Source organism: Bacillus sp. LK2 (genome assembly GCF_001043575.1).
In the GTDB taxonomy this organism is placed as follows: domain Bacteria; phylum Bacillota; class Bacilli; order Bacillales; family Bacillaceae_G; genus Bacillus_A; species Bacillus_A paramycoides.
On sequence record NZ_LDUK01000021.1, the window covers coordinates 226,305 to 250,746 of the forward strand.

29 protein-coding genes are annotated in these 24,442 nt (G+C 36.5%); 4 read left to right on the plus strand and 25 right to left on the minus strand.

Annotated elements, in window-relative coordinates:
* Positions 1 to 8: 8 nt before the first annotated feature.
* From ptsP to glcT, 4 genes are all read right to left on the minus strand, one after another.
* Positions 9 to 1,721 carry a phosphoenolpyruvate--protein phosphotransferase gene (gene ptsP, locus VK90_RS16075; protein WP_002173284.1) on the minus strand — a complete coding sequence of 571 codons (1,713 nt, stop codon included), beginning with the start codon at positions 1,719 to 1,721 and terminating at the stop codon, positions 9 to 11.
* Complete coding sequence (gene ptsH / locus VK90_RS16080) at positions 1,721 to 1,984, minus strand: phosphocarrier protein HPr (protein WP_000411079.1); 264 nt, start codon at positions 1,982 to 1,984, stop codon at positions 1,721 to 1,723. Before ptsH ends, ptsP begins: the two co-directional genes overlap by 1 nt.
* Before the next feature lie 135 nt (positions 1,985 to 2,119).
* Positions 2,120 to 4,183 carry a PTS glucose transporter subunit IIABC gene (gene ptsG / locus VK90_RS16085; RefSeq protein ID WP_025150161.1) on the minus strand — a complete coding sequence of 688 codons (2,064 nt, stop codon included), beginning with the start codon at positions 4,181 to 4,183 and terminating at the stop codon, positions 2,120 to 2,122.
* Positions 4,184 to 4,522: 339 nt separating this feature from the next.
* Entirely contained in the window at positions 4,523 to 5,371 is an 849-nt protein-coding gene (gene glcT, locus VK90_RS16090) for a glucose PTS transporter transcription antiterminator GlcT (RefSeq protein ID WP_002173286.1), read from the minus strand.
* 165 nt (positions 5,372 to 5,536) lie between these two features.
* Between glcT and VK90_RS16095 the strand changes: the two genes are divergently transcribed.
* Positions 5,537 to 6,355, plus strand: a complete 819-nt coding sequence (locus tag VK90_RS16095) for a Cof-type HAD-IIB family hydrolase (protein ID WP_048374086.1) — start codon at positions 5,537 to 5,539, stop codon at positions 6,353 to 6,355.
* 74 nt (positions 6,356 to 6,429) lie between these two features.
* Here the strand turns inward: VK90_RS16095 and phnF are convergent, their stop codons facing one another.
* From phnF to VK90_RS16125, 6 genes are all read right to left on the minus strand, one after another.
* Positions 6,430 to 7,161 carry a phosphonate metabolism transcriptional regulator PhnF gene (phnF, locus tag VK90_RS16100; protein ID WP_071718750.1) on the minus strand — a complete coding sequence of 244 codons (732 nt, stop codon included), beginning with the start codon at positions 7,159 to 7,161 and terminating at the stop codon, positions 6,430 to 6,432.
* Entirely contained in the window at positions 7,091 to 7,879 is a 789-nt protein-coding gene (nagB, locus tag VK90_RS16105; protein ID WP_048374087.1) for a glucosamine-6-phosphate deaminase, read from the minus strand. The genes phnF and nagB overlap by 71 nt, the downstream gene beginning before the upstream one ends.
* Positions 7,880 to 7,883: 4 nt before the next feature.
* Positions 7,884 to 9,026, minus strand: coding sequence for an N-acetylglucosamine-6-phosphate deacetylase (nagA, locus tag VK90_RS16110; RefSeq protein ID WP_048374212.1), 1,143 nt, complete (start codon positions 9,024 to 9,026; stop codon positions 7,884 to 7,886).
* 210 nt (positions 9,027 to 9,236) lie between these two features.
* On the minus strand, positions 9,237 to 10,139 hold the full coding sequence (locus VK90_RS16115) for a ComEC/Rec2 family competence protein (protein ID WP_002173291.1): 903 nt from the start codon (positions 10,137 to 10,139) through the stop codon (positions 9,237 to 9,239).
* 78 nt (positions 10,140 to 10,217) lie between these two features.
* Positions 10,218 to 10,790 carry an SMC-Scp complex subunit ScpB gene (gene scpB, locus VK90_RS16120; RefSeq protein ID WP_002173292.1) on the minus strand — a complete coding sequence of 191 codons (573 nt, stop codon included), beginning with the start codon at positions 10,788 to 10,790 and terminating at the stop codon, positions 10,218 to 10,220.
* A gap of 172 nt (positions 10,791 to 10,962) precedes the next feature.
* Positions 10,963 to 11,706 (minus strand): segregation/condensation protein A, encoded by a 744-nt coding sequence (locus VK90_RS16125; RefSeq protein WP_002173293.1) that lies wholly within the window; start codon positions 11,704 to 11,706, stop codon positions 10,963 to 10,965.
* A 169-nt stretch (positions 11,707 to 11,875) separates the two neighbouring features.
* Here VK90_RS16125 and VK90_RS28775 point away from each other — a divergent pair, with 169 nt between their 5' ends.
* A complete protein-coding gene (locus VK90_RS28775) occupies positions 11,876 to 11,971 on the plus strand; it encodes a YjcZ family sporulation protein (RefSeq protein ID WP_000510194.1) in 96 nt (31 codons plus the stop codon).
* Positions 11,972 to 12,070: 99 nt separating this feature from the next.
* Positions 12,071 to 12,589 (plus strand): DUF309 domain-containing protein, encoded by a 519-nt coding sequence (locus tag VK90_RS16130; RefSeq protein WP_048374088.1) that lies wholly within the window; start codon positions 12,071 to 12,073, stop codon positions 12,587 to 12,589.
* Positions 12,590 to 12,609: 20 nt separating this feature from the next.
* Here VK90_RS16130 and ribT read toward each other — a convergent pair whose 3' ends face one another.
* A complete protein-coding gene (gene ribT, locus VK90_RS16135) occupies positions 12,610 to 12,978 on the minus strand; it encodes a GNAT family N-acetyltransferase RibT (protein WP_002173295.1) in 369 nt (122 codons plus the stop codon).
* A 480-nt stretch (positions 12,979 to 13,458) separates the two neighbouring features.
* Positions 13,459 to 13,896: a peptidylprolyl isomerase gene (locus tag VK90_RS16140; RefSeq protein WP_048374089.1), complete on the minus strand. Its 438-nt coding sequence runs from the start codon at positions 13,894 to 13,896 to the stop codon at positions 13,459 to 13,461.
* 187 nt (positions 13,897 to 14,083) lie between these two features.
* Between VK90_RS16140 and VK90_RS16145 the strand changes: the two genes are divergently transcribed.
* On the plus strand, positions 14,084 to 14,950 hold the full coding sequence (locus tag VK90_RS16145; RefSeq protein WP_002173296.1) for a DUF1002 domain-containing protein: 867 nt from the start codon (positions 14,084 to 14,086) through the stop codon (positions 14,948 to 14,950).
* A gap of 80 nt (positions 14,951 to 15,030) precedes the next feature.
* Here the strand turns inward: VK90_RS16145 and VK90_RS16150 are convergent, their stop codons facing one another.
* The 13 genes from VK90_RS16150 to spoIIAA form a co-directional block, all read right to left on the minus strand.
* Positions 15,031 to 15,834 carry a Cof-type HAD-IIB family hydrolase gene (locus VK90_RS16150; RefSeq protein WP_048374090.1) on the minus strand — a complete coding sequence of 268 codons (804 nt, stop codon included), beginning with the start codon at positions 15,832 to 15,834 and terminating at the stop codon, positions 15,031 to 15,033.
* A gap of 96 nt (positions 15,835 to 15,930) precedes the next feature.
* Complete coding sequence (gene spoVAF / locus VK90_RS16155; protein ID WP_048374091.1) at positions 15,931 to 17,403, minus strand: spore germination protein SpoVAF; 1,473 nt, start codon at positions 17,401 to 17,403, stop codon at positions 15,931 to 15,933.
* Entirely contained in the window at positions 17,390 to 17,959 is a 570-nt protein-coding gene (locus tag VK90_RS16160) for a stage V sporulation protein AE (protein WP_001254419.1), read from the minus strand. Before VK90_RS16160 ends, spoVAF begins: the two co-directional genes overlap by 14 nt.
* Positions 17,960 to 17,964: 5 nt before the next feature.
* Positions 17,965 to 18,315 carry a stage V sporulation protein AE gene (spoVAE, locus tag VK90_RS16165; protein ID WP_000345912.1) on the minus strand — a complete coding sequence of 117 codons (351 nt, stop codon included), beginning with the start codon at positions 18,313 to 18,315 and terminating at the stop codon, positions 17,965 to 17,967.
* 3 nt (positions 18,316 to 18,318) lie between these two features.
* Positions 18,319 to 19,335, minus strand: coding sequence for a stage V sporulation protein AD (spoVAD, locus tag VK90_RS16170; RefSeq protein WP_048374092.1), 1,017 nt, complete (start codon positions 19,333 to 19,335; stop codon positions 18,319 to 18,321).
* A 13-nt stretch (positions 19,336 to 19,348) separates the two neighbouring features.
* Positions 19,349 to 19,807, minus strand: coding sequence for a stage V sporulation protein AC (gene spoVAC, locus VK90_RS16175; RefSeq protein ID WP_048374093.1), 459 nt, complete (start codon positions 19,805 to 19,807; stop codon positions 19,349 to 19,351).
* A gap of 14 nt (positions 19,808 to 19,821) precedes the next feature.
* Entirely contained in the window at positions 19,822 to 20,238 is a 417-nt protein-coding gene (gene spoVAB / locus VK90_RS16180; RefSeq protein WP_048374094.1) for a stage V sporulation protein SpoVAB, read from the minus strand.
* Positions 20,231 to 20,851: a stage V sporulation protein AA gene (locus tag VK90_RS16185; protein WP_048374095.1), complete on the minus strand. Its 621-nt coding sequence runs from the start codon at positions 20,849 to 20,851 to the stop codon at positions 20,231 to 20,233. The genes spoVAB and VK90_RS16185 overlap by 8 nt, the downstream gene beginning before the upstream one ends.
* Positions 20,852 to 20,965: 114 nt before the next feature.
* On the minus strand, positions 20,966 to 21,067 hold the full coding sequence (locus tag VK90_RS16190; RefSeq protein ID WP_002094424.1) for a methionine/alanine import family NSS transporter small subunit: 102 nt from the start codon (positions 21,065 to 21,067) through the stop codon (positions 20,966 to 20,968).
* Positions 21,064 to 22,590, minus strand: coding sequence for a sodium-dependent transporter (locus tag VK90_RS16195; protein ID WP_002173303.1), 1,527 nt, complete (start codon positions 22,588 to 22,590; stop codon positions 21,064 to 21,066). Before VK90_RS16195 ends, VK90_RS16190 begins: the two co-directional genes overlap by 4 nt.
* Before the next feature lie 139 nt (positions 22,591 to 22,729).
* On the minus strand, positions 22,730 to 23,488 hold the full coding sequence (gene sigF, locus VK90_RS16200; protein ID WP_025150147.1) for an RNA polymerase sporulation sigma factor SigF: 759 nt from the start codon (positions 23,486 to 23,488) through the stop codon (positions 22,730 to 22,732).
* Positions 23,489 to 23,500: 12 nt separating this feature from the next.
* Complete coding sequence (gene spoIIAB, locus VK90_RS16205; protein WP_001243400.1) at positions 23,501 to 23,941, minus strand: anti-sigma F factor; 441 nt, start codon at positions 23,939 to 23,941, stop codon at positions 23,501 to 23,503.
* Positions 23,942 to 24,292: an anti-sigma F factor antagonist gene (spoIIAA, locus tag VK90_RS16210; RefSeq protein WP_002088460.1), complete on the minus strand. Its 351-nt coding sequence runs from the start codon at positions 24,290 to 24,292 to the stop codon at positions 23,942 to 23,944.
* Positions 24,293 to 24,442 lie beyond the last annotated feature (150 nt).

The window sequence follows — 24,442 nt, forward strand, 5'->3', positions numbered from 1 at the left end:
TTTTATAATTATATGCTTTTAACTAGTTCAACAACTTCCTCAGCAGTTGACATCATTAATGCCTTTTCTGCTAAAGTTTCCATTTCTGCTTTTGACAACTTGCTTAGTTGTGTTCTTGCAGGAAGGATTGATGTTGCACTCATACTGAACTCATCTAAACCTAAACCTAATAATAATGGAATAGCAAGTGAATCTCCCGCCATCTCACCACACATACCAGCCCATTTGCCTTCTTTATGAGCAGCATCGATAACCATTTTTACAAGACGTAAAATTGATGGGTTATATGGTTGGTATAAGTAAGCTACTTGTTCGTTCATACGGTCTGCAGCCATTGTGTATTGGATTAAGTCATTTGTTCCAATAGAGAAGAAATCAACTTCTTTTGCGAATTGATCTGCTAATACTGCTGAAGCTGGGATTTCAACCATCATACCAACTTCAATAGAATCAGAAACAGTTGTACCCGCTTCTACAAGTTTTGCTTTCTCTTCTAATAAGATCGCTTTTGCTTGACGGAACTCATCAAGAGTTGCAATCATTGGGAACATAATTTTTAAGTTACCGTATACGCTAGCACGCAGTAATGCACGAAGTTGTGTACGGAACACATCTTGCTCATCAAGACATAAGCGAATTGCACGGTATCCTAAGAATGGGTTCATTTCTTTTGGTAAATGTAAGTATGGAAGCTCTTTATCTCCACCGATGTCAAGTGTACGAACAACAACAGGTTGACCTTCTTTTACACCTTCAAGAACTGCTTTATACGCTTCGAACTGCTCTTCTTCTGTTGGAAGATTGTCACGGCCCATGTATAAGAATTCTGTACGGTATAAACCAACGCCTTCTCCGCCATTATCGATAATGCCTTGTACGTCATTTGGTGTACCGATATTAGCAACAAGCTCAACGTGATGTCCATCGCTTGTTACAGTAGCTTGGTCTTTTAATTTTGCCCATTCAGCTTTTTGCTCTTCAAATTTCGCTTTCTTTTCTTCAAACGAACGAAGAGTTTCTTCTGATGGATTTACAATTACTTCTCCATCTAAACCGTCGATGATTACGATATCGCCGTTTTGGATTTTCTCCATAACAACTTTCGTACCAACAACAGCTGGAATTTCCATAGAACGAGCCATAATTGCAGAGTGAGATGTACGTCCACCGATATCAGTTGTGAACCCTTTTGCATACTTACGGTTTAACTGAGCTGTATCAGATGGTGTTAAATCTTCAGCAATGATGATTACTTCTTCAGAAATTGTACCAGGGTTTGAGAAGTTAATTCCTAATAAATGTGCAAGAACACGTTTTGTTACGTCGCGAATATCCGCAGCGCGTTCTTTCATATATTCGTTATCCATGTTTTCAAACATAGAAATAAACATTGATGCAACTTCATCCATTGCAAATTCAGCATTTACTTTTTCGCTATTTACTTTATCTTTTACTGGATTTACTAATTCCGGATCATTTAATACTAATAAATGTGCTTCAAAGATAGCAGCTTTATCAGCACCTAGCTCAGCAAAAGCGTGGTCCTTAATAGCTTCTAGTTCAGATTTTGCTTTCTCAAGCGCAGCGTCTAAGCGTGCAATTTCAGCAGCTTCGTTTGTAATTGATTTCTTTTCAATGTTAAATTCAGGATTCTCAAGTCTGAAAGCCTTTGCAATAGCAATCCCACTTGATGCAGCGATCCCTTGGATATTAAGAGTCATTATTCTCCTAATCCTTCGTTTTTCATAGTTTCTTCGATAGCTGCTAGTGCTTGAGCTGCATCATCACCATTTGCAGTGATCTTAATTTCTGCGCCTTGTTGAATACCTAAAGACATAACGCCCATGATTGATTTTAAGTTAACGTTTTTTCCGTTATACTCTAAGTTAATGTCAGAACCGAATTTGCTTGCAGTGTTTACAAGTAGAGTTGCTGGACGTGCATGAATTCCTGAGTCGCTAGTTACTTTAAAGATTTTTTCCATGATAATTTATCTCCTTTAAATTACGAATTTTTTTAGTTGTATAGACGTGAGTACTACATCATCTATTGTATATAATAGGCGATGTTCGGTCAACCACATCGCCTATTATAATTATAAACATTTTGCGTCAAATTCCTACTGAATGTCAATAATAGCGTTGTCGCCCTTCTTAACATTTCCATCTTTTTTCAATTCGACTTGTTGTCCTTGTTGTAAATTCGTAAAGACAATTGGTGTAATGATAGATGGTGCATTTTCTTTTACGAATGCAAGATCTACTTTTAATAATGGTTGTCCTTGTTTCACTTTATCACCTTGTGCTACAAGTGCTTCAAAGCCTTCACCATTTAATTTTACAGTATCAATACCAAAGTGGATTAATATTTCTTTTCCGCCTTCAGACTGAATACCAATCGCATGTTTTGTAGGGAATACATTGACAATCTCACCGTTTACTGGAGAAACTACTGTTCCTTCAGTCGGCTCAATTGCAAATCCGTCTCCCATCATTTTCCCTGAGAATACTTGGTCAGGTACTTCTGTAATCGGTAAGATTTTTCCTTCAATTGGTGATACGATTGTTTCATTTTCATCAACTTTTTGAGGAGTTTCTTCTACCTTTACAGGCTCTTCTTTTTCAACATGAGGTGTACGACCTGACATAATATCATGAATTTGTGATTTTAATGTGTCAGATTTCGGTCCGAAAATAGCTTGAATGTTATTTCCAACTTCAAGTACACCAGCTGCTCCAAGTTCTTTTAAGCGGTCTTTGTTTACATTTTTTTGTTCGTTAACTTGAACACGTAAACGAGTAATACAAGCATCTAAAGAAGCGATATTTTCTTTACCACCAAGTGCTACTAATACTTCACGAGGAAGTTCACCTGCTTCTGCTTTTCCTGCACCGTCATTAGCATTTGCTACTTCACGACCAGGTGTTTTTAAATCCCATTTACGAATTGCAAAACGGAATCCGAAGTAGTAAATAACTGCTAGTACAAGACCAACAACAATTACCCACCACCATGCTGTACGGCCTGGTAGTACACCGAATAAAATAAAGTCAATTAAACCACCAGAGAATGTCATACCAATTTTAACACCTAAAATTTGCATTGTCATAAATGATAGACCAGCAAATACAGCGTGAATCCCGAATAATACTGGTGCTACGAATAAGAATGAAAATTCAAGTGGTTCTGTAATACCTGTTAAGAAAGATGTTAATGCAGCAGAACCTAAAATACCTGCTGCTAATGTTTTATTTTCAGGACGTGCTTCATGGTACATCGCTAAAGCTGCTGCTGGAAGACCGAACATCATGAACGGATACTTACCAGTTGTAAATGTACCTGCTGTTAATTCTACGCCGTCTTTTAACTGTGCCATAAAGATTTTTTGGTCACCACGGATTAATTCGCCAGCCGCATTTGTGTACTGACCAAATTCGAACCAGAACGGTGAATAGAAAATGTGATGTAATCCAAATGGAATTAGTGAACGTTCTATTAAACCAAAAATAAATGCTGCTAACGTTCTATTTGCATCAATCATTTGATGCGAGAACGTATTTAAGCCACCTTGAATGTATGGCCACACGAAGCACATGATAATACCTACTACTAAAGAGAATGTTGCAGTCGCGATCGGTACGAAACGCTTACCTGCAAAGAAACCTAAGTATGATGGTAATTCAATGTTGAAGTATTTATTGTAGCAATATGCCGCTACTATCCCGACGATAATACCACCAAATACTCCGGTTTGTAGTGTTGGAATTCCTAATACGTTTGCATATGCAGGATCTGCAAATCCAATTTTCACTGGATCTGTTCCAGTGCTTGTTACTTTCACTAACTTATCTACTTCTAAGAACACACTCATCGTTTTGTTCATAATTAAGTAGCCGACGAATGCTGCTAAACCAGCTACTCCGTCTCCACCAGCTAAACCAATTGCTACCCCAACTGCGAATAATAACGCAAGGTTAGCGAAAATAATATCACCAGATTGTTCCATAATTTTCGCAACCATTACGAACCAATCTGCTTTTAAAGCAGGAATAACATTTGTTAACTGTGGATTTTGAAATGCATTACCAAATCCAAGCAAAATACCTGCAGCCGGTAAAATCGCTACTGGAAGCATAAGCGCTTTTCCGACTTTTTGAAGAACACCAAAGATATTCTTAAACATGGAAACCCTTCCTCTCTTATCTATATTGATACTTTTCGACAAACGCCAAAAAGGCATGAGGAAAAAAAGATAGAACGATAGCTATACAAAGGGTAGTATATCCCTTTCTCTAGCTTACATTCCTTACTTTTCTCCACTCATGCCTGATCGAATCAGTAACACGTGTCAAAAATAGGATTACGTATAAGTTCACTATAATTAAGGCAAACGTTTTCGTTACTCACCTTAATGTGTTTGTCGAATTTTGTACAACTTTGCAATAGTTATTATACATAACTATTGTAAGCGATTCAATCATTTTTTTTAACGTTTTCATTTTAGACAAAAATATATGTCTTTTTACACATGCTCTGCTTTTACTAACCGTTGTAAATGCATCGTTAAATAAATACTTTCCGCTTCATATACAGGTAGTTGCAATTCTTTCTGCATTACTTTGACTAGCTTCCACGCCAAATTGTAACAGACTGGATATTCCAATTTTAATAAATCAGCAAAACTTTGTGCCTCTTCTACTTTTTCGCCTTTTTTTACCCGTTCAATAGCATATTGTAAATGACGAATAAGGCGTAAGTAATGAATGCTTTCTTGGTCTAATGTAATTTGTAGGTTTGTTTCAATTAAAGACACAAGTTGTGCAATAAGACGGGAATTTTGATTAACAGAAGATAAATCAGAGTTTGTAAGCGAGCTGTATATATGAAGTGCGATAAAGCCAACTTCCCCTTCTGGCAATGTAATTTGCAAACGAGAGTTTAACAGGTGTACAACTCCTTCGGCAATTTTATATTCCTCTGGATATAGCATTTTCGTTTCAACCAAAAAAGGATTATCTATTGTAAGTCCTTGTTTCAGCCTTTTAATTGCAAAAGAAATATGATCTGTTAAAGCGATATGAATATGTTCATTTAATGGAGACTCTGCTTTTTCTTGAATGTATAACATAATATCATTCATCAATTCAATTAGCTTTTCACTCACATGTGGCACTAAAAGTTTGTATTGTTCTCGATCACGTTCATTTTTTAAAACAAACATTTTCTCAATTTGTTCTTGCTCCAACACATCTTCAGCCTTTTTTCCAAATCCAATTCCTTTACCGATCACTACTACTTCCTCGTGTTCAGGATGGCTAGCAATGATGACATTATTATTTAAAACTTTTTTAATTTCTAGATAATTACTCATATAACACCACCCTCGTACTTAAATAGCCTACTGTTATGTTACAGAACATTCTTCTTTGTCGTCAATGTAAAACATCTACCATTTGATAAAAATTCATTTTTTAGACATGTTTGTATATGATGCGTATAATGTAAGAGCAACTGTACATAGAAAGGAGATAGCAACATGATTAAAATGTTTGTAAGTGATATTGACGGTACAATGATGCAACACGGAGGTCTAATTGACGAACAAGATATTGCAGCACTTCGTAGTCTAGCTGAGCAAAATGTTATTCTTTGTTTCGCTTCCGGACGACTTGATAATGAAATCGCAGACTTAATGAAAGCTGTAAATACAAATTTTCATCGTATTAGTGTGAATGGTGTTTTCGTATATACTCATGCAAATAAGCAACTATTATCTGCAACATTCGATTCCAGTATTCTACCTGACTTGTTAGCGATGACGAACGAGGACCCTTATTTCCGTTATGTAAGTGATGAGCATAATTACTACATTGAAGAAAAGACACCTTTTATTCATGAACTTGAAAAACAAGTAACGATGACTTCCGTTGAAGAACCACATTTGTTACAGAAAATAGACGATACAATTTTTCCAAATAAAATTTCTGTTGGTGGAACTAAGGAAAGCTTACAAGTTCTTCAAAAAAAAATTGATAAAAAATTTCAGGGGAAAGTTAGTACTTTCATTTCAGCTGAACAGTGTTTAGATGTAATGCCACCTAATATTAGTAAAGGCTCCGCTATCTCCATTTTATTACAAGAGTTTCAAATACAACCCGAAGAGGTTGCTTGCATCGGAGATTCTTACAATGATATCCCTATGTTTACTCTAACTCCTCATAGTTTTGCTATGTCTCAGGCTGATGACGCGGTAAAAGAACATGCTCACTATGTAGTCGATGCTGTTAAAGATGCAGTTAACCAAGTGCTTGCTTATAATAAAGAAGAAAATAAAAATACGACTCGATCCTTATAAGGATGAGTCGTATTTTTATTTTCTTTACATGTTGAACACATGAAAGTTCACTGTACTTCACAAACTGAAATATATTACTTGTTACGTGCGATGTTCGTAATAAACTTATAACGATCACCGCGATAAATACATTTCACATACTCTAACGGTAACTCACCTTCCGAATATGACCATTGACGCATTACAAGTACAGGCGCCTTTTTAGGAATATGCAGATGTTCAGCTTCATTATCTGTTGCGATTGAAGCTTCAATTGATTGAGTAGCGCGAACAAGTTTAAAGCCTAGTTTTTTCTCTAAATGTTCATATAAAGATTGTTGCAATATTTCTTCGTTAATATCATTCACAAGAGTTGGCGACAAATATGTCGTCTCAAATGCAATCGGTTCGTCATCAGCTAAGCGAGTACGCCTCACTTCATAAACCGACTCTCCCTCTTGTATTCTCAGCCGGTCTGCTATTTTAGCAGTAGCTGGAACTAGGCGGAAGCTCAATAACTGGCTGCTCGGTTTCATACCACGAGAAATCATATCTTCTGTGAATCCCGTCATTCCTTGCAACTTTTGCTCCACTTTCGGAAGTTGAACGAATGTTCCAATTCCACGTTTCCGGTATAAATATCCTTGTTCCACTAAGTTATTAATTGCCTGTCTGATTGTCATACGACTCACTTCGAACTTATCACAAAGTTCATTCTCAGATGGAATTTTATCTCCCGGCTTCCATTCGCCGTCCTCAATTAGCTGTTTCACCCACTCTTGAATCTGATAATAGATCGGAAATGGTGAATACTTGTCGATGTTCATCAGCAATCGCCTCACTGCATAAAGATAGAGCTTCTGGATCTGCGATTACGGTTACATTCGGATGACGTTGTAAAACTGTAGCAGGACACACCTCACTATATTCACCTTGCAATAATTCTTTAATAGCTTCTGCCTTTTTAGATCCCATAGCAACAAGTAGAATTTGTTTCGCTTTCATGATGCTTCCAATTCCCATTGTAATCGCATGAGTCGGCACATCTTCTTCATTCTCAAAAAAGCGAAGATTTGCTTGGCGCGTAGATTCTGTTAATTCCACAATGTTAGTTGGAGAATTAAATGGTGTTCCTGGCTCATTAAATCCGATGTGACCGTTTTCACCGATTCCAAGAATCTGTAAGTCAACTGGGTTAGCTGCTAGAATGCCTTCATAACGCTTGCACTCTCCCTCTAAATCACTTGCCATCCCGTTTGGTACATAAGTTTGTTTAAATGGAAGATGATCAAACAACTGTTCTTGCATGAAATAGTGATAGCTGTTTTTATCTTCGTGTGGTAAATTTACGTACTCATCTAAGTTTACAGTGGTTGCATGACTTGTATCAAGTTTATTTTTTCGCATTTCTGCATAAATACCTAATGGGGAGCTTCCAGTAGCCATTCCTAATGTTGGATTTTCTTTTGATTTTACAACCTCTTCAATTAACTTATAGCCTGCTTCTGCTAATTCTTCTGGAGTTTTTACAACAAGAATTTTCATCTAATTACTTCCCTTCCTTCATATGAGTTCCTAAACGAACCGTATCATATACATGTAATTCTTCAGTCATAACAACAAAGTCTGCATCTTTACCTACCGCTAACGCACCTTTATTATTTAATCCAAACTCTTCTGCCTGGTTAACTGATGTCATCAGTACTGCGTCTTCGATTGAACATCCTGTAAATTCAATTACATTTCGGAAGGCTTGATCCATTTTCAAAATACTACCAGCTAACGTTCCATCTTCTAATCGGGCACTTCCATCTTTTACATGTACTGGCTGTCCGCCAAGCTCATATAATCCATCTTCAAGACCTTTTGCACGCATTGCATCAGTAATGACACTTACTTTTTTCGGTCCTTTTAATTTATATGCTAATTTCACCATATCAGGGTGAATATGAATGCCATCTGTAATTACTTCAACCATTACATCTGGATTTAATAACACATGACCAACAGCTCCTGGTTCACGGTGATGTAATCCACGCATTTGATTGTATAAATGTGTTGCATGTGTAATTTTTCTATTTTTCAGTTGTGCATCCATCGCATCTGTGTGCCCCATTGTGCCAACAACACCTGTTTCAGCAAGATACTGTTCAAACTCTAACGCACCTTCTTCTTCTGGCGCATATGTTACTAATTTAATTAGATTACCGCTTGCTTCCTGCCATTGTTTAAATTGCTCGATACTCGCAGGAACAATATGTTCAAGTGGTTGTGCACCCGCACGTTTTTTTGAAACATATGGTCCTTCTAAGTGAATATATTCGAAATGTGCTCCTTTTTCTTTCGCTTCCTTCGCAGCACTAAGTGCCGCTTCAATCGCTTCTGGAGCTTGTGTCATTGTTGTTGGGAAATAAGTTGTAACTCCTTCTTTTAACATTTCTTTACCAAGAGTTACTAATCCATCGCTATTTGCATCCATCGCATCAATATCGTACCCACCATGAATATGAACATCAATCATACCTGGAATCACAATCTTCCCTGCCGCATCTGAAACAGTTTCATTTTCTTGTGAGACATATTGAGCCATCAAACCAATTTCTTTAATTGTTTCTGCGTAACGAATAAATCCGTTTTCCACTACTTCTTGACCTGTATAAATTTTGGCATTGATGACAACTTGCGTTTTCATTTTCATCGATCCTTTCCCATGAAATACCTACTTGTTATTATTACCTTATTCGCCTAATTCCATCTTAATATACACACGAGTAGTTGTCTATACATTCTAATGAAATTTCCTCTTTGTTCAGCAAAAAAGGAAATTAATTGTTTCTCTCACAATTATAATATATGTTATTCATTTTTTCCAAAAAGGGACAATAACCTCTTATATAATTTGTTACTTAAGTAATGGCATCCAGCCGCTCGACCACATGGCAATATGTTCACCATCTGTTTCTATTTCTACTGTTCGCTTGTTTGTTCCATATAGCATTATACCGCGCTGTTTTAATCGTCTCACTACACTTTGGTGAGGATGTCCATACGGGTTTTTACTTCCGTATGAAAGAATTGCGAATTGTGGATCTACTTTTTTTAAAAATGTTTCACTCGTTGAAGTATACGAGCCATGATGCCCCACTTTTAGCACATCTGCATGTACATCAAATCGCTTTAATATTTCATTTTCCGTCCGTACATCAGCATCACCCATTAATAAAAAGTCTGCTTTACCATATCGAATTTTTAAAACAATTGAAGACTCATTATTCTCATCTTTCGATTTCCCATTGTTCAACACCTGTATAGAAACATGTGGATCTAACGGTATATATTGTCCTTCCTTCACTGAAACGAAAGGTATGCCCCTTTTTTTAATATTATTCCGATACGTATGATAAGTAAATGAACTATATGTTTTCCCACTATCTAATACGAGTGAGACTGGCATTTGTTCTACAATCGGAATAAGTCCACCTATATGGTCCATATCAGGATGCGTACCTACAATAACATCTAAGTGGTTAATCCCTTTTTCAATTAGCTTTTGAATAATGACCTCTCCCGCTTCATAAGGCCCTCCATCAATTAACATCGTTTGGCCATTTGGCAAGGTAATAAGTGTCGCATCACCTTGTCCAACTTTTAAAAAACTTACTTTCATTTTCCCTAAATGTTGCCGTTGCATATGTAAAGAAGACGCAGTATGAATAGTCATCATATATCTTTTAGCCGATGCGCTGTTTAGCGAAAAACATAATAAAACAGAAACCAACAATAGAATACTCCGTACACCTCTCATAACTCGTCTCCTTTTTTCATTTAGTATGGCACGCCCTGTAATTGATATACAAAAAAAGCTTAGCAAAATGCTAAGCTTTTATTTTGATAATTCCTGTAAAGAACCGAAGAATAAATCTGCTTCATTCATTTGTTCATTTTCTTCAGAAAGCGATGGTAAATCATCTAATGTTTTCAATCCAAACGTATCCAAAAATTCTTTCGTAGTTCCGTATAAGATAGGACGCCCTGGGCCTTCCGCTCTTCCCGTTTCTTTTATAAGTAAGTGCGAAACTAACGTTTGTAATGCCTTGTCCGTTTTCACACCTCTAATCTCTTCCATTTCTGTCCTTGTAATCGGTTGACGATATGCAACGATTGCCAACGTTTCAAGAGCTGCTTGAGAAAGTGAAGCCGCGGTTGGGGTATCTATTAATTTTTGATAATACGAAGCATGCTCTTTCTTTGTTGCAAAACGATATACTTTTGCATATTGCACAATTTGCAAGCCGCGATGCGTTCCTTCGCATTCCGTTTGCATTTCCTCTATACTGTTTCTTACTTCTTCCACTTCAATTTCAAGAACTTTCGCTATTTGTTCTGGATAAATCCCTTCATCACCGGCAACAAATAAAAGTCCTTCAATAATTGCTTTTTGTTCTTTTCTATCCATTTTACGAACTCCTTCCTCCTGTCTTTTCCAAAAAAATACACATAAAAAAAACCGAATCACAGTCAATGCGTTCGGTTCAATATTTCTTTTCTTGTTCCAAACGATACACTAAAAACGATCATGAGATAAAGTATTTCCCTCTCATTTTCCACCCTAATAAACTATACTGAATCTATATGGATTTATTAGAGCTTGATACGAAAATTTCATCAAAATTATGCTCTTGTTCAATAATAATTTGTTGGTTTTTCATCAGCTCAAGAACCGCTAAAAATGTTACAACCATTATTTCTCGTTCTTCATCAGCAAACAAATCATAAAAGCTTTGACGACCGCCTTTTGTTTCTAACTGCTGTAGAATATCAGTCATTCGCTTTTCAATTGGTATTTCTTGACGAGTAATTCGTGTTGTCACAGGGTTCTTTGCTTTTTTACGACGCATTAGCTTTTGAAATGCCGCTAACATATCATATAATGTAACATCAAGAGGTAAGCTTGTCTCCTCTTCTTGTTGAAATGATGTAAAATCAATTGGCGGACGTGTATATAGCTGTGCTCTTTCTTGTTCTCTTTCTTTTAACTCAGTAGCAACTTGCTTATATTTCTTATATTCAATTAACCTCTCCATCAATTCTTGACGAGGGTCATCCATAAAGTCTTCACCGTTATCAGGTACATCTTCTTCTTGTTTTGGTAACAACATTTTACTTTTAATTTGCAATAACGTTGCTGCCATTACTAAATACTCACTAGCAACATCTAATTGTAATTCTTTCATCGTATGGACATAAGATAAATATTGCTCTGTAATTTCCGCTACAGGAATATTGTATATATCAATTTCGTAACGATGTATTAAATGTAACAATAGATCTAAAGGCCCTTCAAATGCCTCTACTTTAAAATTATACTGCACAAAGCATCCCACCACATTTTTTCTATAACAACATAAGTATAGAGCATACTCATGTTCTATCCAACCTTTTTAAGAAATTTAATTAAAAATAGACCTATGCCCATGTCATAATGCCCACCGCTTCATATGATAACAGTGTAGTAAGAACAATGTAGGAGGTCAAAAAACTATGGGTCACGTTGATTGCGGTTTTAGCGGTGGATTCGCATTACTTGTTGTACTGTTCATTTTACTAATCATTGTAGGAGCGGCTTGCTTCTGCTAACATGAGGCAATAAAGCGACTACGGAAAATTCCCTAGTCGCTTATTGTTAATATTTCTATGATACACTGTACATATAATAGTTAGACAGGAGCGAAAAAAATGTATCCTACCGAATACATACAATTTTTAATTCATTTTCACGGAGATTATGATTATTTTGAATGTCATGAAATACTAGAAGAGTATTGGAAATTAAAACCTAGAGGAGAGCGTGACAATTACTTAGTTGGTCTCATTCAAATTGCAGTTTCTTTATATCATCAAAGACGCTCCAACTGGAATGGCGCAGAGAGAATGATAAAAAGTTCAATAGCACTTTTAGAAAAGAACAGTGTGTCATTACAACAATTAGGAATAGATCATAAACAGCTAATATTCTTATTAAATGAAAGATTACTATCTATCCATAAAAAAGAAAATTTCGCTCCGTTATTTTTACCATTATTAGATGCTACATTAGAACGTCACTGCATACAGTTATGTAAGAAACAAAACCTATCTTGGAAAGATGCGAATGCCATTCCTGGTGAATACATTATGAATAAGCACACATTACGTGATCGAACAGAAGTCATTTCTGAACGAAACGAACAACTACAAAAAAGAAAGCAGAGATAATAAACTACTTATCCCTGCTTTCATGAATGTATATTTTGTTCAAGTTCTTTACACTTTTTGCAAAAACTTGCTGTTTGCTCATTTCCGCAAATTGTAAACTCAAGAAATTTAATCTTAAGCTCTTGAACCATCTTCGTCCCAATCCCCATATGACGGTGAGACGGGTTCACGCTCAAATGCTGAATTTCTAATACATGATTCTCTTTTTTTACAATCCCCATTATCCCAACAAAATCTTCGTTTTGTTTCCACAAATACAGTTGCCAATCATCTTTTGTTTCATACTCTTTCATTGTCAATTGTAATGTTTTCACATCTTTTTCAGTTGGCATAAATGAAAGAAGCCCCATTGCAATTTTTTCATAACTTTTTTTAAAACGAATTAACATAACCCTTATCCCTTCTTACAAAAGTTATAAACTATTAATCCCCTCAATCACTCTTTTCACATCATATTCATTCTACAGTATTTTCACCAGAGTGAGAAGAGTCTAAAACAACTTGATAATCATACAAAGCGTAAAGAAGAAAGTCAAATATATGTTTTCACACTATTTGTTTCCAGTAGACTACACAAAAAAAACACTACTGCATAGGAACTAAAAGGAAAATCCCTGCTCATCACAGCATAATTATTAATCACTTTTGAACAAAGTAATTCTAGCAAAAATAATATGATAAAAGAAATCCATTTATTGAAGCATATAATTGTTAATGTATTCTATGTATTTTGTTAAAACTTTGTTCTCATGAACAATATATTTTAACAGTAGTAACCGTACTATCTGTATCATGTACTATAGAATATATCCCAATTCCTATTTGAGCAAATAAAAAAGAGAGCACAATTGCTCTCTTTTTTCTATAACTTATTCTTCCCAAACTTTAACTTCTTTCATTACATCGCCTTGACGCATGTTTAATACTGTTTCAATACCGCTCGTCGCTTTACCAAACACTGTATGTACGCCATCTAAATGAGGTTGTGGCTCATGAACAACAAAGAATTGGCTACCACCTGTATTACGGCCAGCATGTGCCATAGAAAGTGAGCCAACAACGTGTCTATGAGGGTTTCCATCAGTTTCACATGGAATAGAGTAACCTGGGCCACCTGCACCTGTGCCTGTTGGGTCTCCACCTTGGCTTACGAAGCCAGGAATAACGCGGTGGAATGTCACACCATCATAAAATCCTTGATCTGCTAATTTTTTAAAGTTTTCTACAGTTTTCGGTGCCTCTTCTGGGAAAAATTCCAATTCGATTTTTTCACCATTTTCCATTAATATGTATCCTAAAGTTTTCATACGTATATGTCTCCTTTCAACTATCTCAGCACTATATTACCATATTCATGACGAGAAACAAAAAGAATCCGACAATCTGCATACTTCTTTTTTGAAATGTGGAAAAAGCTAGGTGACAAATAAGAAAAATATACTATAATAACTGTGTTGCCCGAAAATTTTAGAAAGAGAAAGGGAGCGATTTTTCGTGAAAGCGAAATTACTAGCTCTGCTATTAGCTGTAGCCGTATTTATTATGCCAACAGCTTCATTTGCAGACATCATTGAGGGAGAATCAATTGTTACACTAGGAGAAAACTTATCTGAACAACAAAAACAAGATCTGTTAAAAGAAATGAAAGCACCAAAAGATGCTACAATTATTACTGTGTCTAATGCGGAAGAACATAAATTTCTAGAAGGAATTGTTCCAAAAGCACAAATTGGTACGAGAGCAATTTCCTCTTCTATGATTACATACACAAAACCAGGGTCAGGTCTCATTGTACGCTCAAAAAACATTAATTCGATAACAGATGCAATGTACACAAATGCACTTATTACAGCAGGTGTGAAAGATGCAGAGATTCAAATTACTGCACCATTTAAAGTTTCTGGAACCGCTGCTTTAACCGGTTTAATGAAGGCATATGAAACAACATCGAACAAAGAAATTCCAGAAGATGTTAAAAAAGTAGCCAATGAAGAAATGGTACAAACAGCAAAACTTGGTGATAAAATCGGTGAAGAAAAAGCAGTTCAACTTGTTGCAAAAATTAAAGAAGAAATTGCAAAAGAACAGCCAAAAACTACTGAAGATTTACGTTCATTAATAAAAAAAATTGCTGATCAACTCGGTATTACATTAACAGATGAACAGTTGGATAACTTAGTAGCGTTATTTGATAAAATGAAAAATCTTAATATTGATTGGAACCAAGTTGGTAGCCAATTAAACAAAGCAAAAGACCATGTATCGGCCTTCTTAGGATCTGAAGAAGGACAAAGTTTCTTAGATAAAGTAAAAGATTTCTTCTCTAGTATCATTGATTTTGTTAAATCATTATTTAAGTAAAAAGCTCGTCTTTGACGAGCTTTTTTATTTTGCATTAACGAGCATCTGAGCTAATAATTAGCAGGATTTAAGGTTTCACTTTATACGAGCAAAGGTAATTTCATAATAGCCTCTTCAACCGAACGAACAACATGATTTGCCTTCTCTTTCACATACGGATGAGCATGATGAAGAGTAAACGAGTGCGGAGTTACTTCAAACATAGAAATATCATTAAAAGAATCACCAATGCACGCGACTTCCTTTGCCTCAACTTTTAAATATTCCATTAATCGCTTCAGAGCGCTCCCCTTACTTACTCCCTTTGGCATAATGTCAACGTAGCGCTTACCCGATATAAAAACTTCTGCTTCGCTATGAAATGTATCTCGCAATTCTTGATCTAATGCTACAATTTTCTCTTCACCCCCAAAAACAAACAACTTCGCAGGATGTACAGTCTTCCCAAATTCCTCTTCTAATGCTTTTATTTCAGCGATATGCACTCCCATATACTCTTCAAAAGTATGATGATGTTCATTCTTCCTTTTTGTATATCGCTGCTCATTTGCACATACAATATCTGCTAGTCCCTTTTTATGTATATATCGATATATTTCCTGGGCAACCCCATCTTCAAAACTCGATTCATGAAATACTTTTCCATCCGGTAGTAACATTGTCGCTCCATTTAAACCGGTTGTGTAATACGGGAACGAGAACCTTTCTACCGCCTCATTAATTCGGTGAGTAAAACGGCCAGAGGCAAAACAAATATTTGTCCCTTTTTCAGCTAGCCAACAAAGCGCTCGTTCATCTTCTTTTTGCATATGATTCACATTGTAAACGAGCGTATCATCTAAATCACTTACAAATAATTTAATCATGTCCTCTTCCCCTTTCATACACAATATCTACTCTAATTGTACAAAAAAAATGTTTGGTTTTTGTTAAAAAAGCAATAATTTTTCAATAAAAAATAAGCGAGAGCATAATCCCGCTTATTTTTGTCTTCGCACATTTTGAGGTCTTACAATACTTGGACGAACCTTTAAACTAGACATAGTTGGACGGAGTAAAACTTTTGTTAATGCACCCCAATCAAACGGTAAAAACGGCCATAAATACGGTGTTTGTAAACTTTTTATAGACGCTAAAAATAAAATCAATACCGTCATTCCGATTACAAATCCCATCTCATGAAAGATGCCGGTCAAAATAATGACAAACAATTTTCCGACCTTATTTCCAAGTCCAAGTTCATAACTCGGCGTTGCAAATGATCCAATCATAGAAACCGCTACATACAAAATAACTTCTGGTACAAACAAACCTACATCAATTGCAATTTGACCAATTAATATAGCTGAAATCAAACCTGCTGCTGACGACAATGGTGTCGGTGTATGAATAGCAGCCATTCTTAAAAATTCAAGTCCAATTTCAGCCATCAAAACTTGTAATAAAATCGGTAAATGCGTCATCTTATTTGGCCCAATGAAAGCTAGTTTCTCCGGTAAAAGCGTTGGATCAAATACAAACACTAACCAAAATGGCAATAAGAATAAGGAGAATATAACACCCAGAAAACGTACCCAACGTAAAAATGTACCTACAGCTGGATTTTGTCTAAACTCTTCTGCATGCTGTAAATGATGGAAATATGTCGTTGGCGTAATCATCGCACTTGGTGACGTATCAACGAGCACTAGCACATGTCCTTCTAATAGATGATTTGCTGCTACATCTGGCCTTTCTGTATATCGAATAAGCGGGAATGGATTATAACCTTGTTTTACAACAAATTCTTCTACCGTTTTATCCGCCATCGTAATCCCGTCTACATCAATGTTATTTAATTCTTGTTTTATAATCTTCACTAAATCCGGATTTGCAACATCTTGTACATATGTAATACAAATATCCGTTTGCGACCTATCCCCTACTCGAATCATTTCATTTCGAAGACGTGGGTCGCGTATTCTTCTACGAATTAACGCTGTATTTACAACGATGTTTTCAACAAAGCCATCCCTTGCACCACGTACTACCTTTTCTGTATCTGGTTCTGTCGGTGTCCGACCTGGATAACTACGTACATCTATCGCGAACGCTTCCGTTTCACCTTCCACAAATATAACAATGAGTCCTGATAATACTTGGAGCATTACCTCATCCATCGTTTTCACTTTACTTACTTGTTGATGAATTAAACGATTCTCTAAAAGCTTCACTGTATCTTCTTCTACATCCCTTATTTCATTTGTATCTACCGCTTCTTCTAAAATATGGATAATATAATTTGTATCACAAAGTCCATTTACAAATAACACACCAATTTCTTTATTTAAAATTTGAAATTTACGAATACCCACATCGTATGTAACACCTAGTCCAACCGTTTGTTTTAAATAATTTTCATTATCACTTAAAAAAGATGAAATAGGGATATTCACTTTTTTAGGCTTCGTCATAAAACCCACTCCTTTCCAAAATTAATTGAATCGCTTTTCTAGTAATAGGTGATCCTCTCTCCCATTCATCATTTCCACACATCTTACCAATATCACCGACCCCCACAATGACAGGAACATTCAAATCATCTAAACAATAAATCGTATCCCCACTAATCCTGCCAATTTCACCATCTGGAAGTCCAAATTTATCCACACCGTATTCTGTCAAATTCCCATTCCGATCTACACTTACATCTACACGTGCCCATTCCCAATGATGTGTATTAGATGCTACTGCTAAAATACCAAGTACATCAACTTGTTTATGTGTTGCGACATATTTTAACGCCTTTTCACCAGATCCTTCTCCTATAAATCCGCTGTCATCAAACATGACAAATACAGGGTCATATGGTGTTTGCATAATAAGCTCAACAACTTTCTTCCCTGTCAATTTGGTTGGATTACTTTGCGATGCTGAAATACACCTTCCCCCAAATTCCTTTGTTAACAGCTCAATTGTCCGCTTTGCATATTCATCTCCATCTGTGACCAAAACAACCCTTCGTCTCATTTGATTTATCCTTTCGGTTTACATATAAGTGCTACAAAAAATGAAAATAATATTGCTGCTGAAATACCCGCTGACGTTAAGCTAAACATACCGATTCCAATTCCTAAATATCCATGTTTTTCTGCCGCATGCATTGCTCCGTGCAGTAGCGAATGCCCAAAGCTTGTAATAGGGACCGTTGCCCCAGCACCCGCAAATTTTATAAGCTTATCATACAATCCGAATCCATCTAATATAGCCCCAACGACTACAAATGTTGCCATTAAATGAGCTGGTGTTAACTTGGCGAAGTCTAGCAACACTTGTCCAATTACACAAATAGCTCCGCCTACAAGAAATGCATATATAAAATCCACAATTCACTCTCCTTTCACTCTTTCAAATACAACACCGTGCGCGATTGTCGGAATCGTTTCCTTCTGTTGCATCATCATCGGGCTTAATAATGCTCCAGTAGCAACAACAAGAATTCGTTGTAAATTCCCTTTGTGCATCTCACGTAATAAATGCCCGTACGTTACAACCGCTGAACAAGCACAGCCACTACCACCTGCAAACACTTCTTCCTGACTCGAATCGTAAATCATTAATCCGCAATCATTGTATATATTCCCGAGATTATATCCTTCCTCAAGTAAAAGTTGTTTCGCAATTGGTGTCCCAACAGCTGATAAATCACCCGTAACAATCAAATCATAATCAGCGGCACTTCTTCTTAAATCTTCAAAATGCTGTTGAATTGTATGAGCAGCAGCTGGTGCCATTGCCGATCCCATATCTAAAGGATTCGCAATTCCTAAGTCCTGTACTTTCCCAATCGTAGCTGCCGTTATTTTAATTGCACTCTCTTCATTGCTAATTAATATGGATCCTGCTCCAGTAACCGTTGAATTTGCTGTTCCTGGCTTTTGTCCTCCATACTCTGTTGGATAACGAAATTGTCTTTCAGCCGTCGCATTATGACTACTTACTGTAGCTAAGATGCGATTCGCAAATCCACCGTCTATAAAGGCTGCCCCAACCGCTAAAGTTTCCATTGACGTCGCACAAGCGCTAAACATTCCTAAAAAAGGAATACCACACTCACGAGCAACATAATTTGCGGTCACTGTTTGATTTAATAAATCACCCGCTAAAAAGAAATCAATTTGCGATTTTTTGATATTTCCTTTTTGCATCGCTTGTTGAATCGAGTCTGACATTAACCTTCGCTCAGCAAGTTCCCAATTTTCCTCTCCACAATGTAAGTCAGCATATGAAATATCAAAATCCTTTCCAAGAGGGCCTTCAGCTTCTTTCGGACCGACGGCAGTACCAGTTGCATTCACGAAGATATCATTTTGAAATACCCACGTTTGTTTTCCTGTCAACCTCATACCTATCCCTCCTTTAAGACATTAAAATTTTAAATGTATATCTTATTAACCCGATAATGTATGCACCGACGACTCCAAACACAATGACGCTGCCTGCAATCTTAAACATATTAGTAGCAATCCCAAGAACAATCCCTTCACTCCTATGTTCTAGTGCAGCACTCGCCATAGAGTTCGCAAATCCAGTAACTGGTACTGCTGATCCGGCTCCAGAAAACTGCCCGATCTTATCATATACACCACATCCTGTTAAAATCGCCGATAATAAGACAAGAGTGGCAACTGTAGGATTCCCTGCCTCTTGTTCACTAAAATGAAAATAATGTATATAAAATTTCATCAATACTTCTCCAACTGTACAAATGAGTCCACCTACAAGAAATGCCTTGACACAATTTATGAAATAGTTTGGTTTTGGATGGTACTCCTTCACTTTATTTATGTAGTCATCCTTTAGTTTTTTTTGTGTCATATATATATTGCCTCCTACTTTACGAAATAAATCCAGTGAAACAGCGAGCCTATTACTTTTCCAAGTACAAGAGCAACGAGTAAAACAACAATTTTTCCCTCTACCCCTACTCGTTTCGCTAAAATAGGTAAAACATTTAACACTTCTGTTAATGCCGCAGCAAGCATTCCAATGAATGTGCCACAAAATATCCCTAATATAACAAGCCAATATTGTGATGTTTGAAATGTAATATTTCTCAAACTACACCAAGCTCCTGTTAAAGTGCCTGCAATGACCGCCCACTCAAAATATTGAATGTGTTTTCCACTTCTCGTTAATTGAGCTAAACGTGGGATAATGCCTAGCACAGCTAAAAACGCAACATATCCGCTCCCTACAGCAATTCCTCCAGCGAGACCAATTAAAATAACGAATCCATGTTCAATCATCAGCTATCTGTTTCGTATTATCCTTATTTTCATGAACGATAACGTATTGATCTAGCGATTGCTGATATTGAAACATCTCAACTTCTAACGGACTTGGTTCTTCATTGATTCTCTTTTGAAATACATGATTAAAAAATAAAACCATACCTAATCCAAGACCTAGTGAATATGGAATTTGAAATAATAGCGGTTGTGCCTTAAATTCTCCAGTAATCATGTAATATAACCGTTGATGTACTTGTTGCATACTTACATCTTCATGGAAATAAATTATCGCAAGAGCCGCTCCAATGAAAAGCAACAACCATACAAGTCCAAAGAAAAGCGGATGCACTTTCTTTTTTTCGTATATAATTTCAACAAGAGTTTGTCCAGAACCAAATAAATTAATTTGTATATGAGACGCTTTTTGTTGAATAATCTCAATCACTTTCATAACATCAATTACAACGTGCGTTTTATCATGCGCTGTTATTTTGTAAACTATCTCATTTTGTAACGACTCAACTATCAAAGAATCTCCGGCAAGTTGAGCAACATCGCCCAGCTTTACTTCATAAGTAGGAGAAACTTTTAAGCGATTTCGCATTTTAATATAAAGCGTTTGTTCCAACTTCCAATCACCCCTTCACTCTTCCTCGTAGTTGTAGTATGGTTATTGGAATTTTTTCTAATACAATTTTTTCATAAAAAAACATCTGTACCGTTTCGGTACAGATGTTTTAACCTACGCCTTTTTCTTAAATAAATTTGCAATACTTAATGCGAGTCCTCCCCAAATAACTACCATACCAATAACCATCATCATAATCGCTGATCCACTCATCATGAAACACCTCGGTCCTTCCATTCTTTTTCAAGCTGTGCAGAATCTGAATGTATTTGTGCATTCCATTTTTTTAAGCTAATTACTATCGCAACAACAAGAAATGCTGCAGCTATCGACCAACCATATGTTACAACAAACTCTGTCGGATAATCTCCGTAGTTCTTTTTAATGTTTTGGATTGTACCATCAATTAACATATACCCTAACATAAGTGGAGTAATAACGAGTAAACTCACTCTCCAAAACGTCCCTAACTTTATATCAGATACAAAGTTTGCATGATTTTGATAAACTGGTAAACGGCGTAGAATAAGTCCTATTGTAACTACTTCAGCTAGTGCAATTGTAATCAATCCAAAATTGTTAGCGAAATAATCAACAACATCGAGGAACATAAGTCCACCGCGCGTTGCAAAAACAAGAGAAACTAATACTAAAAGCGTTCCCATAATTCCAATCGTCTTTTGACGACTCAAGCTGAATTTTTCAGATACAGCGGCAAAGCATACTTCCGCAAGTGAAATAAGTGATGTAATTCCAGCAACCGTTAAAGATAAGAAAAATAATACGCCAAATAACGGTGACATCGGTAACTCATTAATAATTTGCGGGAATACTACGAACGCAAGCCCTACGCCAGCACTAGCTACTTTATCAACCGGTACCCCCATGTTATTTGCCATAAATCCAAGAGCTGCAAAAACACCGATACCTGCCAATAACTCAAATCCTGAATTTGCAAACCCTGTAATAAAAGCATTATTTGTTGTATCTGAGTTTTTCGGTAAATAACTAGAATACGTAATCATAATTCCGAATGCTAATGATAGACTAAAGAAAATTTGACCGTAAGCAGCAAGCCATACTTTCCCATCAAAAATACGACTCCAATCTGGTTTAAAGAATGCATCTAGCCCTTGCATCGCGCCTTCCATCGTCACTGCACGAACAACGATAATAAGGAACATAACAACTAGTAAAGGAATAAAAATGCGGTTAACAACTTCGATTCCTTTTTTAACTCCTTTAAATGCAACACCAAGCACGATAATCCAAACGAGAGCCAATGGAATTAATACTTCTGGTACGAGTCCCCCGAATTGTCCTGGCTTATCTGCAACATGTAAATACTCTTTAAATAAAAATGATTGCGTGTCTTTCCCCCATGCTCCAGTAATTGAAAAGTATGTATACGAAATAGACCAAGCAATGATTACAGCATAATATGTTGAAACAATAAATGTCACACACATTTGCCACCATCCAATAAATTCAGCACGTGGATTAATACGGAAGAATGTAAGTGGCGCCGAGCCACGATGACGATGTCCAAGAGCAAACTCGAACGCTAACAATGAAATACCAGTAGTTAATAATGCAAATAAGTACGGTAAAAAGAATGCGCCTCCCCCGTTTTCATACGCGGTATAAGGAAAACGCCATATATTCCCTAGTCCAACAGCTGAACCGATTGCTGCAAAAATAAATCCAGCCCTCGTTCCCCATTGTTGCCTCGTTTCCATGTTTCCTTCCCCCTTTGTGACAAGTTCATACTTGGATTATATTTTAAATTAACTAAATTATCAATATATTCTGTTAATTTTTTAGAAATAATTGGATCCTCCTCCTTTTCATGACAATAAAAAAAGATCGAATAGATAGCTACTCATCTATTCGATCTTTCATCTGTTTCAATATTTTCTTTTCAAGTCTTGAAACTTGTACTTGCGAAATGCCTATGCGCTCCGCTACTTCTGATTGGGTTTGGTCTTTATAATAACGCAAATACACAATTAGACGTTCTCGTTCATCCAATTCTCTAATTGCTTCTTTTAAAGCAATTTTATCAAACCATTTCGTTTCAGATTGATCTGCAATTTGATCTAAAATAGTAATTGGATCTCCATCGTTTTCATACACAGTTTCATGTATTGATGAAGGAGCACGACTCGCTTCTTGTGCCAAAACGACTTCTTCTGGCGTTAGTTCAAGAGCCTCCGCTACTTCATTAATCGTTGGGGCTCTTCCAAATTCTTTCGAAAGCTCGTCTCTCATCTTTCGAATTTTGTTTCCTGTTTCTTTTAAAGATCTACTTACTTTCACAGATCCATCGTCACGTAAAAACCGTTGTATTTCACCAATAATCATTGGAACTGCATATGTTGAAAATTTCACGTCGAAAGATAAATCAAATTTATCTACCGATTTTAAGAGCCCAATACATCCAATTTGAAATAAATCGTCTGGTTCGTACCCTCGATTAAGAAATCGCTGCACAACCGACCATACGAGACGCATATTACTTTGAACGATTGTATCTCTCGCTTGTTGATCTCCATCTTGACTTTTTTGAATTAACGCTTTTAGCTCGTGGTCCTTTAACTGAGGTTTCTTCTTCTCATTTCTGACCTCTATGTCCATAGGCTATTCTCCTTAATTGCATAGAGCGTTACTATTTGATAAGTATTTTGTCAAATGGATTGTTGTCCCGAAAGATTCGTTTGAAATAACTTCTACTTCATCCATAAAATTTTCCATGATAGTAAATCCCATTCCGGAACGCTCTAATTCAGGTTTAGTTGTAAAAAGGGGTTGTCTTGCCTCATCTAAGTTAAAGATACCAATCCCTTCATCTCGAATCGTGAGTTTCACCATTGCTTCTTCCAAAATCACTGAAATATAAACAACACCTTCTGCATTTCCTTCATATCCATGAATAATTGCATTTGTAACTGCTTCTGACACAACTGTTTTAATCTCTGTTAGTTCTTCCATCGTCGGGTCTAGTTGTGCAATAAAAGCAGCTACTGTAACGCGAGCGAATGATTCATTCTGACTTAACGCTGAAAATTGAAGGTTCATTTCATTTCTCATTTATGCCACCCCCAACGTCGCGAGCGCATGCGCTTCACTTTCTTCTAAACGAACAATTTTGAATAGACCTGACATTTCAAATAAACGTTTAACAGGCGGTGAAATTGCACAGACAACCATTTCTCCACCTAATCCCTTTACATGTTTATATCGGCCTAATATAACACCTAGACCAGAACTATCCATAAATGTTAAGTTCTCTAGGCTCAAAACAATATGATGAACACCATGTGTCTCAATCATATCTGTTACTTTCGTTCGCAACTCTTCAGCAGTATGATGATCTAATTCACCCTCTAGTCTCACACATAAGACGTCACGTTTTACTTCTAAGTGCATGGAAAGACTCACACGATTTCCTCCTTATGCTCAAACTTTACTCATTAACATAAGATTTTCGTGATATAAAATAAGAATCCTTCCTACTGACAAAAGAAGAACTATTTCGTCATAAAGTGAAACCTTTCAGCAATTATCCCCGTATATACGAGCAGAAAAGCG

Coding starts and splice junctions, on each gene's coding strand:
- ptsP (WP_002173284.1), bottom strand. CDS start 1,721: ATGACTCTTAATATCCAAGGGATCGCTGCATCAAGTGGGATTGCTATT.
- ptsH (WP_000411079.1), bottom strand. CDS start 1,984: ATGGAAAAAATCTTTAAAGTAACTAGCGACTCAGGAATTCATGCACGT.
- ptsG (WP_025150161.1), bottom strand. CDS start 4,183: ATGTTTAAGAATATCTTTGGTGTTCTTCAAAAAGTCGGAAAAGCGCTT.
- glcT (WP_002173286.1), bottom strand. CDS start 5,371: ATGAGTAATTATCTAGAAATTAAAAAAGTTTTAAATAATAATGTCATC.
- VK90_RS16095 (WP_048374086.1), top strand. CDS start 5,537: ATGATTAAAATGTTTGTAAGTGATATTGACGGTACAATGATGCAACAC.
- phnF (WP_071718750.1), bottom strand. CDS start 7,161: ATGAACATCGACAAGTATTCACCATTTCCGATCTATTATCAGATTCAA.
- nagB (WP_048374087.1), bottom strand. CDS start 7,879: ATGAAAATTCTTGTTGTAAAAACTCCAGAAGAATTAGCAGAAGCAGGC.
- nagA (WP_048374212.1), bottom strand. CDS start 9,026: ATGAAAACGCAAGTTGTCATCAATGCCAAAATTTATACAGGTCAAGAA.
- VK90_RS16115 (WP_002173291.1), bottom strand. CDS start 10,139: ATGAGAGGTGTACGGAGTATTCTATTGTTGGTTTCTGTTTTATTATGT.
- scpB (WP_002173292.1), bottom strand. CDS start 10,790: ATGGATAGAAAAGAACAAAAAGCAATTATTGAAGGACTTTTATTTGTT.
- VK90_RS28775 (WP_000510194.1), top strand. CDS start 11,876: ATGGGTCACGTTGATTGCGGTTTTAGCGGTGGATTCGCATTACTTGTT.
- VK90_RS16130 (WP_048374088.1), top strand. CDS start 12,071: ATGTATCCTACCGAATACATACAATTTTTAATTCATTTTCACGGAGAT.
- ribT (WP_002173295.1), bottom strand. CDS start 12,978: ATGTTAATTCGTTTTAAAAAAAGTTATGAAAAAATTGCAATGGGGCTT.
- VK90_RS16140 (WP_048374089.1), bottom strand. CDS start 13,896: ATGAAAACTTTAGGATACATATTAATGGAAAATGGTGAAAAAATCGAA.
- VK90_RS16150 (WP_048374090.1), bottom strand. CDS start 15,834: ATGAAAGGGGAAGAGGACATGATTAAATTATTTGTAAGTGATTTAGAT.
- spoVAF (WP_048374091.1), bottom strand. CDS start 17,403: ATGACGAAGCCTAAAAAAGTGAATATCCCTATTTCATCTTTTTTAAGT.
- VK90_RS16160 (WP_001254419.1), bottom strand. CDS start 17,959: ATGAGACGAAGGGTTGTTTTGGTCACAGATGGAGATGAATATGCAAAG.
- spoVAD (WP_048374092.1), bottom strand. CDS start 19,335: ATGAGGTTGACAGGAAAACAAACGTGGGTATTTCAAAATGATATCTTC.
- spoVAC (WP_048374093.1), bottom strand. CDS start 19,807: ATGACACAAAAAAAACTAAAGGATGACTACATAAATAAAGTGAAGGAG.
- spoVAB (WP_048374094.1), bottom strand. CDS start 20,238: ATGATTGAACATGGATTCGTTATTTTAATTGGTCTCGCTGGAGGAATT.
- VK90_RS16190 (WP_002094424.1), bottom strand. CDS start 21,067: ATGATGAGTGGATCAGCGATTATGATGATGGTTATTGGTATGGTAGTT.
- VK90_RS16195 (WP_002173303.1), bottom strand. CDS start 22,590: ATGGAAACGAGGCAACAATGGGGAACGAGGGCTGGATTTATTTTTGCA.
- sigF (WP_025150147.1), bottom strand. CDS start 23,488: ATGGACATAGAGGTCAGAAATGAGAAGAAGAAACCTCAGTTAAAGGAC.
- spoIIAB (WP_001243400.1), bottom strand. CDS start 23,941: ATGAGAAATGAAATGAACCTTCAATTTTCAGCGTTAAGTCAGAATGAA.